The organism is Niastella sp., from assembly GCF_045805085.1.
In the GTDB taxonomy this organism is placed as follows: domain Bacteria; phylum Bacteroidota; class Bacteroidia; order Chitinophagales; family Chitinophagaceae; genus Niastella.
Window position 1 is genome coordinate 1 of record NZ_JBJMLX010000084.1, and the last position, 9,398, is coordinate 9,398.

The window sequence follows — 9,398 nt, forward strand, 5'->3', positions numbered from 1 at the left end:
AGTCGTATCAACTGGATCCAGGCATTGGTAAAATCAGGCGCACCCCAAAAACGAACGGGTTTGTTCAAGGCATGTGCATGGCTTACGAGCTTTTGCAAAATATCCCATTGCGGCGAAGGAATAATGCCTTTCCCATTCCATTTGGTGTATTGCTTCAGGTCGGCGCTTAGCATCACTATACGTGCAAGCGCCTCAGCCGGATACTCTTTTTGCAATTCGCCATCGAACCAGATAAAGGAAGGGTAAGAGGTATACGCCGATACATCGGGCCGGTTGCCACTGATAGCAATTTGCAAAGTTGAACACTGCGTAAGCACCGGGTATTTTTGCAACAGTTCTACCAGTTTGTTCAGGGTAGTTACGCTGTCGGTTTTTATATCTATCATAAACTGCAGATGGCGGGCGCCATCTGCATAAATATGGCCTTTGTTTTTCTCTACAAACGATTGCAGCGGTTTCAGGTACAGGTCTTCGAGGGTCCTGTGCAAGGCCAGTTCATTGGTATCGTGCGCCACCAGCAATTCGCCATTATGCCAAAAGATATCTGCTTCTATTGAACCGAATGCTTCATTATAGGCCGTTAACAGAGGGATTGGTTGTTCATAGTCGTTGTGCGAATGCGCATTGGCTACAGTATAAGAGGCAGGTTGAGCGTATGCCAGGGTAGTACTAAGGAAAGACAGGAATAATAATAGTTTATTCAATGTATAAAATGCTTTAGTTTATTAGTTTGTTAGTTATTGAGTTAAAAACCCCAACAGGGCAACACAAAGCTACCACCGTCAGGGTTTTTACTTAAATAATTTTATTATTTAATAATTGCTTCACATTAGTCTCTTCGCCAGCACATTCTTTTACCAGCCTGTGCTTTGTTTTATCACCCCGCCGCTATTACTGATCTCTGTAGACGGAACAGGCCATACATTGTGCACAGCAGGGTTAAATGTTCGGGCCGGCCAGATCACTGTGCCGTTATAACCATGCAACGGTTGTGCATATACGGTTTGAGCATCCCCCCAGCGTACCAGGTCGCGGTGACGATCAGCCCATTCACCGGCAAATTCACAGCGACGTTGTTTCTTCAATTCTGCCATGTTGGCGCCAGTTATGCTTGCCAACCCGGCGCGGTTACGGATGGCATTGATCTCCGCATCCGCATTCTTGCCCTGCATCAATTCGGCCTCTGCTTTTATCAGCAACACTTCGGCATAGCGCAGCAATGGTGGGTTCAGCGCAGTGGTGGGGTGATCACCGTTCGGACTAATATACTTACTAACAGGCTCAGCATAGGAGAATGGTTCCATATATTTCCTGAACTGGTAACCACTTAAACTGTTGCTGGAACCATAGATAGTATCTTTTCCAAAGTACTGGAAGTGATCATTAGGTTTCAGGATAGTAACCTCCCTTCGTTGATCACCGGTCTCAAACGCATCGTACAATTCTTTGGTGGGTGTATAATATCCCCAGCCATTGTATTTGCCCCAGCCTTTGTTCTCGAGCATAACACCAGGCAGAATGCTACCCCAGCCACCGGTTCCTTTGGGGGTGCTCAGTGCACTCCAGATGTATTCCTTGCTCCAGTTATTGGCGATGGTGAACACGTTGGCAAAGTTGGTAAGCAAGGCATGTTTGCCGCTCTTTATTACCGAATCTGCATACTTTTCCGCATTGGGCCAGCTTTTTGTATACAGGTACATTTTCGACAGGTATGCCCACGCTGCGGTCTTATGGGCATGGCCATAATCTTCCGCCTTATACGTATCGAAATAAGGCAATAAACTGGCAGCAGTTTTAAGATCACTTTCAACCAGTGCATAATTTTCGCTCACACTGGCAGCACGGGCCACCGCGGCAGTATTGGATAAATCAGCTTCCGTAACAATGGGCACGCCGGCATTTTCATTCCCATAGTTATACGACAATTGAAAATACATCAGTCCGCGTAAGAAATAAGCTTCGCCCAATATCCTGTTCTTCAGTGTTCCATCCATATCAATACCGGGCACATGCAGAATTACATCGTTGGCGCGTTTAATGACTATATAACGCATTTTCCATTGATCGGTAAGATACGATACGCCGGGAGTAGCGCTGTTAAAATTTTTTACATTGTCTGCCTTGGCATTGGAGCGGCCGGTCACCATGTCGTCGCTGGCGTTGATGTACCACATAAAACCACGGCCATAAAACTCTTCGCCGTCAAATTGGTCATACATGGCATTAGCGCCGTAGATGGCATCGGCCGATGTTTTCCAGAAATAACCGGTTGTGGGCGAGCCTTCCGGTTCAATATCCAGTTTCTTATCACAGCTGGCCAATACACCTGCCGCCATGCAATATAGTACGATATTATTGAGCGCTTTTTTCATTATTAACTTGCTTATACGGTTAGAAATTAACGTTTACTCCAACAAATACCGAACGCGCCTGCGGATAGCGGCCTTTGTCGATGCCGTATTCGTTCATGCCCACTTCGGGATCGAACCCTTTATACTTTGTGATCGTTACCAGGTTATTGGCGGTTACGTATATCCGCAGGGTATTTATCTTAACCCGGTTGGTCAATGTACCCGGTAAGGTATAGCCCAGGGTCACATTCTTGATGCGGGCATAAGAGCCATTGTCGAGATACCAGTCGCTGACGGTACTGTAGTTGCCATTGGCATCGGTTAATGACAACCGGGGAATGGTAGCGTTTGGATTGTCTGGCGTCCAGGCATTCACTACATCATGCAGCATATTATAATTCTGACCGCCCACCGCGGCCTGCATAGCCAGGTACTTCAGCCCATTGAATATTTTGTTGCCCTGTACACCCTGTACAAAGAAGTTCAGATCGAAATTTTTGTAGCTGGCATTAAAGCTGAAGCCATAAGTGAAATTGGGATAAGCGCCTTTTCTCACTACGCGGTCGCTGTCATCAATTTTACCATTACCGCTTACATCTACAAACTTCAGATCGCCGGGTTTTGCATTCGGTTGAATCAGGCCGCCATCTTTATTCTTATAGTTGTTTACTTCGTCCTGTGATTTAAACAAACCGGCTGTTGGAACAACGTAATAAGAAAACAACGGATCACCCACACGCATCAACACGGGCGACAGGGTGCTGCGGATGTTTATATCAGCCGTTGAAATGGTAGTAATATTTTCGGTGAGGGAAACCAGTTTGTTCGATACTTTGGTCATAGTAGCGCCTATACTATACTGGAATGCGGCTTTGGGATCACCATTGTAATTAATACCCAGTTCAATGCCTCTATCCTGTGCCTTACCGACGTTATCCCATTTGCCAAAGTTTACCCCATTGGTACTGGCCGGCGGGCGGCGATACAACATGTTCTCTGTATTCTTGATAAAATAATCAGCGTTCAAGGAAAGGCGGTTATCCAGCACAGCTACATCGGCTCCTATATTGTATTGACGGGATTGGGCCCATTTTATGTTAAGATTTGATATAGCGTTCTCGGCATATCCATACGCCTGGGTGGGGTCCTGCCCCATGTAGACTGTAGTAGCTTGCATAGGCACATTCACTGAGTTTGCCGGCAAGCTGCCCAGGTTACCCAGCAAGCCATAACTGGTACGCAGTTTCAGATTATTCAACCAGCTAATGCCATGCATAAATTCTTCGCGACTGATAACCCAGCCGCCGGAAATCGCATAATAATTTGCAAATTTGTTCCCTTTAGCCACCAGGGATGTACCATCGCGCCTGCCCAATAATGTAAGCAGGTATTTTTCCTGGTAATCATAGTTCACCCGCGCCAGGTATGAAACAAGCGCCTTTTCCGTTTTGTAACTTTCGGGTTTAAAAATATCGTTGGCATTCTGAAAATAGCGGTACACTATACGTTCATCGGTAAAATCCTGCGCTTTGGCATAATTACTTTCTTCCTGCTCGTGCTGGTATACATAACCAGCCACGGCCGTAAGGTGATGTTCGCCCAGGGTTTTATTATAAGTAAGCGTTTGTTCGGCCAGCAGATTGGTGTAATTATCATTGTTGATAGCAAGCTGGTTAAAATCAAAGATCTTTCCTATCTCCAGCACCCGCGTATCGAACTCCTTCTCTGTAGAGAAATTTTTTGTTAAGGCGAAATTGCTGCGGAAGGTAAGATCGCGGTACAGCTTGATATCCACATATGGATTGATCAAAATACCATTCACCGGTTTCTTGTAATCCAGGCGGTTCAAATAGGCAACCGGATTTATTACATCACCATAGCTTCCGGCATACAAAGCGGGCAGGCCGGCATAGGTGCCATCAGTCTTGTAAGGCGCTACGCTGGGCGGATAAAAGATCGCAGATAAGATAGCGCCGGTGTAAGCGCTTTGGGTATTGGCGCCATTACCATTGGTATACGTGTATTGCAGGTTCTCTCCTACTTTCAACCAGGGTTTCAACTGATGGTCAGAGTTGAGGCGGAAATTATACCGCTCCGCATAGGTATTCAGCAACGTGCCTTCCGCCTTGCGATAACCAAAGCCCATAAAATATTTCGACTTATCGTTACCGCCATTGATGTTGACGTTATAGTCGCTTATATGACCGGTCCTGAAAATATCATCCATCCAGTTGGTGCGGGTTATTTGTCCATCAGGATAGATGGTGGCATCAAAAGCCTTAGACCTTGGTTTGCCGGCATTGTCAGCAGCCAGGTTCATCATATCGGCGTATTCTTTGGCATTTAACGGCTGCAATTTACGCCAGGCTTTTTGTGCGCCATATTTGGCATCGAGCGTAATGGAAGCGGCGCCTGCTTTACCTTTTTTTGTTGTAATAAGAATTACACCACCTGAAGCTCTTGCTCCATAAATAGCAGCCGACGCATCTTTCAAAACCGAGATATTTTCAATTTCATTTGGATTCACTACCGGTATTCCATCCGTTACCACACCATCTACTACATACAACACTTTTTCTCCGTTAATACCACCCATCCCGCGAATATTCACAGAGGGGGGTACAGTAGGGTCGCCACCTTCATTCTGCACGATCACGCCAGGCGCTTTACCCTGTATGATCTCGGTGAAATTATGAACGGAACGCGATGCTGCCTTATCCAGCTTTACATCTGTTTGCGCCCCTGAAAAAGTGCCTCTTTTTTGAGTACCGTAACCAACCACCACTACTGTATTCAGATGCGTTTCTTCGGGCTCCAATTTGATGAAATTGGGAATGCCGGCCTTCAACGTCACTTCCTTTATAGCATAGCCAACATAAGAAACTGTAACTGTAATGGTTTCCCCATCAGCTTCCAGTTTGAAATCCCCTTTGGAATCGGTTTGAGTACCAACTTTAGACCCATTAATGCTAAGTGTTACACCAGATAAAGGCCCGGCATCATCTGTTACCGTTCCGGTAAACACCTGGCTGCCCGATGAATAGCTGATAAAGTTGCTTTGGGGCTGTTCAGGGGAACCGGTCGATGAATTGTTCGGCTTATTTTCTTTATTATAGATCACGATGGTATTGGCATGGCTTTCAAAATCAAGATTGGTTTTATTCAATACCTTCCTGAGCGCCTCTTCAACCGTGATCTCCTTTTTTTCATGAAGGGTTACGGTGTATTGTTTTACGTCATTTACGTCAAAAGCAAATTTCACCTGAACGCTGATGGCAATATCTGTCAATACTTTTTCAAGCGGTTGCTGATCGACATTGATAAGCACCGTTTTCTTTAGCGGGTTGGCTGTTTGCGCCGGCAAGGGCAAAATAAAAGCCAGCAAACAAAACAGCATAGCGGCCCGAGAAAGCAAGCAGATTGCTTTCCATCTGTTTACAGAAGGATTCATAAATAGAACGTTAAGGATTAATTATTGAATGAGGACTGTCTGATTATGTAACGAAAACCGGATATGGTCTTTAGAGCCAAGCAGATTCAGGATCCTGACCACTTCCTGTAAACTGATATCCCGTTTAACCTGCAGGTAATAATCACCAGTATAACTGGTACGTTTGTTTTCAACCGAAACATTAAAGTGATCATGTAACCATTGCATCACTTCGTTCAGGGTGGCATTTTGCAGGAACAGATCACCATGGATCCAGGCATTGGCTTCACCCACCTGCGCACTGTCTATGCGGGCAGTGTTCTGTTGTTTTAAATAGCGCAACCGCTGACCAGGCAACAGATAGCCAAGTGTATCCTGTTGTTTATGCACCAGCACTTTCCCGGTAACAACCGACACTTTCACCTCGCCTGTACGATCGATCATTTTTACCGAAAAAGAAGTTCCTTTAACTGTTGTGCTCACTCCATTTGATTGAACCGTAAACGGGTGCGCCGCATCTTTCTTTACTTCAAAAAATGCTTCTCCCTGTTGTAGTTCGATGTTTCTATGACCAGAAAAATTACTGTAATACACAACGATCGAATTGTCGTTCAGCCACACGGTACTGCCATCAGGTAACAATTGTTTCTCTAATTTACCAGGCGCCGCTGCTACCACCACCCGGGTTGGACGGGTAAACCAATAAGCAAGACTGCAGCAAACGATCAATACAGCAGCAGCCGCAGCGTATTGCATCCATCGATACCGGCTGCCAACCGCACCAAAAACGGCCTCGCGCATCCTGGTCTTCAGCAATAAACGGGCATTGTCATTGGCAAAAGAATACGGTTCACCAGCAGCCGATTGTTTATCGAGCCAGCTATATAACTCCTGCAACTCTTCTTCCGAGCAGGCATTCCGCCTGAACTTCTCCAGTAATTGATCGATATGTTCCTGATAATTCAACGATGAGGTTTTTCCAGCTTCAATACTAAGACAGGGAAACGCGGAAGTTTAACTATCCGGGATTGCCATTTTTTTAAAGAAAGTATAAAACGATGAGCGTGAGCAGTTCGGCTTTCCACACCAGGCTTAACTTTTTGACGGCGGTGTTTAACTGGTTGCGGACGGTTTGTTCGGAATTGCCGGTAGCGCGGGCTATTTCATTAACCGATAATCCGGCAAACTGATGCATTTCATATACCTGCTTCATTTTACAGGGCAGTGTACTTACCAGCGATCGCAAGGCAGATTCTGTATCTTTTTGTTCAAAAGCGGCAGCGGGAGAAAATTCGCTTTCATTATTATATAATACATCGAGGCTGGTTACGGGATATTTCTTTTTTGCGAGGTGATTGAGTATGCGGTTCTTTAATGCGGTAAATAAGTAAGCGGTCAATGATTGGATCTCAGGCAGTTCATGGCGTTTATTCCAGAAATGAATAAAGAAGTCCTGCACTACTTCTTCCGCATCCTGCCTGTTTTGTAGTACTTTAAATGCGTATTGAAACAAAGGTTCCCACCAGGTATCGAAGAGATCCTGGAAAGAATGCTGATCGTTGCGAGCAATTTTTTGTAGTAATAATTTGTCAGCGTTTCCCACTTGCAGCATTTTAGCAACTTTTTAGCAGTATGACATAACCGGTCATACCGCTGCAAATTAAAAAGAGTTGCCATGTAACTAAATTAAGAAATTATTATGTAAACAGATATAACAAATGCCGCTCTGTAACAGAAGCAATTACAACACGCGCATGACAAAACAAAAAGACCTGAACAAACGGGTTGAACCGCAGATCAGGTCTTTTGGCGAAAAAGCTATTGAGTATGTTGCAACTTATAGTTAACGTATTTTGTAAACGAATCTAATCCCGGTTGTATAGTTAAAGGTGGCGCTGCTTCCACCTTTTGCTGCCCGCTCAACATTTGATCCTCTGAAAACAGCATTTACATCATCTGGTTCAACGAATGCATCACGATCATATTTAAATTGCTGGTTTGTTGTTTTATAATTTCTGAACCGTACGCCTATGCCTTCATACACTTCAAACATAAAGTATTTACCAATATCATCCTGCCAGCCCCACAAGGCATTGAGGCCCCAGACTGTTTTGGTAACGCCAATACCGTCTTTTAAATCGTAGCCGCTATAATCTCCTGCATTATAGTCAATGACCGAATTATATTTATGATTAGTATAAAAAACATTCATGGCAATATAATGCCCATGAAATTTCTCATAACTTAAATTGCCTTCCCGAAAATAATAACGGAACTCTGACTTTAATTTAAACCCACTGGGAGATACAAAATTGGTATCGGGTTTTTCATACCATCCTTTCCGGTATCGAATGCCTATTTCATTATACATACTGAACTGTGGGGCCAGATGCACTTCCACACCAGCTGTTATTGTAGGGAAGCTTACGGCATCGATTGCAGCAAGGGGGGCTAATTTTAGTAAAAACCTGGCTTCAGGAAGGCTGTGAGACTTTCGGTTCTTACGGAATTTCTCAGGCACCTGGGCATAGCCATGAAAGGCTGTTGCAAAACAGAATACAAGAAGTAGGGAGCGCATGATTTAAGGGTTTAAGCAGCAACATGGCTTTACAACCAGTTGCATTTCGCCCCAATATATACGTTATTTGTTAACAATCCAAACCAGCAATCCTGCTAATACACCCGGCAATTTAAGTTACTTATTGAGGCTGATTTCTACAATCGTTAGTATACGGCTATGCAGTGAAGTTATAGATAATGTAATGCTTACTTATAAAGAAAAACAGAAATTGATCGATCAAAATAAAGCCACAAAACATTACATTTGCCCCAAAGTGCCATAACTACCCAATCCCATTCAACCTATGCCCCGCCGTTTATTACTTTCCATCCTCCTCACACTCCTCCTATCTCATTGTACAAGCCCCATTAAACCCGGCCATCATCAAATTATCGGTCTGCAACCAATAGGCCATTATACGCCGGATCAGCTTCAGTTTATTCAACAGGAATTACAAACATTCTTTAAGGTACCTGTGGTTATTTTAACAGAAAGAGACATGCCGGCTTCTTTTATCAATTTATCGAAGGGTGAACGGTATTCTGCTGATTCCATCATCAAATGGCTGTCGCATACCGCGCCTGACTCTATAACGAAGATGGTTGGTCTTACTCATAACGACATCTTCACTACCATGAAAGAAAACGGCCATATTAAAGACCCTCAATATAAATATGCGGTGTGGGGTATCTTTGGGTTGGGTTACCAACCGGGCCGTTCATGTGTAATCAGCGATCATCGGCTGCAAACAAGTGACATCCCTCGTTTCCGGCACCGTCTTCGCACGATCGTTATTCATGAGTTGGGCCACAACCAGGGCCTTCCACATTGCCCCACCAAAAATTGCATCATGAACGACGCCAATGAGCGGATCCAGACCGTGGATCAGAGCGCTGACACCTATTGTTCGATGTGCAAAGGGAAATTCTAGACTGGCAAAACCGATCATCCTGATTACAATGACCATTGTCCTGATTACAAGACCTACTGTTTTGATTACGATGACCCTTGTTTGGATTACAACGACCCTTGTTTTGATTACAATAACCCTTGTTGG

At 44.5% G+C, this 9,398-nt stretch carries 8 protein-coding genes; 2 read left to right on the forward strand and 6 right to left on the reverse strand.

The features are described 5' to 3' along the window. The 5 genes from ACJ751_RS04015 to ACJ751_RS04035 form a co-directional block, all read right to left on the reverse strand. A partial coding sequence (locus ACJ751_RS04015; RefSeq protein WP_407744085.1) for a phosphatidylinositol-specific phospholipase C/glycerophosphodiester phosphodiesterase family protein occupies window positions 1-704 on the reverse strand: 704 nt, incomplete at its 3' end. A gap of 150 nt (window positions 705-854) precedes the next feature. After that, window positions 855-2,372, reverse strand: a complete 1,518-nt coding sequence (locus ACJ751_RS04020) for a RagB/SusD family nutrient uptake outer membrane protein (RefSeq protein ID WP_407744086.1) — start codon at window positions 2,370-2,372, stop codon at window positions 855-857. 19 nt (window positions 2,373-2,391) lie between these two features. Further along, window positions 2,392-5,802 carry a TonB-dependent receptor gene (locus ACJ751_RS04025; RefSeq protein ID WP_407744087.1) on the reverse strand — a complete coding sequence of 1,137 codons (3,411 nt, stop codon included), beginning with the start codon at window positions 5,800-5,802 and terminating at the stop codon, window positions 2,392-2,394. A gap of 21 nt (window positions 5,803-5,823) precedes the next feature. Next, on the reverse strand, window positions 5,824-6,747 hold the full coding sequence (locus tag ACJ751_RS04030) for a FecR family protein (protein ID WP_407744088.1): 924 nt from the start codon (window positions 6,745-6,747) through the stop codon (window positions 5,824-5,826). A gap of 73 nt (window positions 6,748-6,820) precedes the next feature. Continuing rightward, the gene (locus ACJ751_RS04035) at window positions 6,821-7,393 is read right to left on the reverse strand and encodes an RNA polymerase sigma factor (RefSeq protein WP_407744089.1); all 573 of its coding nucleotides are present in this window, start codon (window positions 7,391-7,393) and stop codon (window positions 6,821-6,823) included. Window positions 7,394-7,499: 106 nt separating this feature from the next. Here ACJ751_RS04035 and ACJ751_RS04040 point away from each other — a divergent pair, with 106 nt between their 5' ends. Continuing rightward, window positions 7,500-7,628 carry a hypothetical protein gene (locus ACJ751_RS04040; RefSeq protein ID WP_407744090.1) on the forward strand — a complete coding sequence of 43 codons (129 nt, stop codon included), beginning with the start codon at window positions 7,500-7,502 and terminating at the stop codon, window positions 7,626-7,628. Here ACJ751_RS04040 and ACJ751_RS04045 read toward each other — a convergent pair. Further along, window positions 7,625-8,359, reverse strand: a complete 735-nt coding sequence (locus ACJ751_RS04045) for a DUF3575 domain-containing protein (RefSeq protein WP_407744091.1) — start codon at window positions 8,357-8,359, stop codon at window positions 7,625-7,627. The two genes, ACJ751_RS04040 and ACJ751_RS04045, sit on opposite strands and share 4 nt — an antisense overlap. A gap of 457 nt (window positions 8,360-8,816) precedes the next feature. On the opposite strand from ACJ751_RS04045, the gene ACJ751_RS04050 reads away from it, so the two are divergent. Continuing rightward, window positions 8,817-9,272 carry a matrixin family metalloprotease gene (locus tag ACJ751_RS04050; protein WP_407744092.1) on the forward strand — a complete coding sequence of 152 codons (456 nt, stop codon included), beginning with the start codon at window positions 8,817-8,819 and terminating at the stop codon, window positions 9,270-9,272. The last annotated feature ends 126 nt before the right edge of the window (window positions 9,273-9,398 follow it).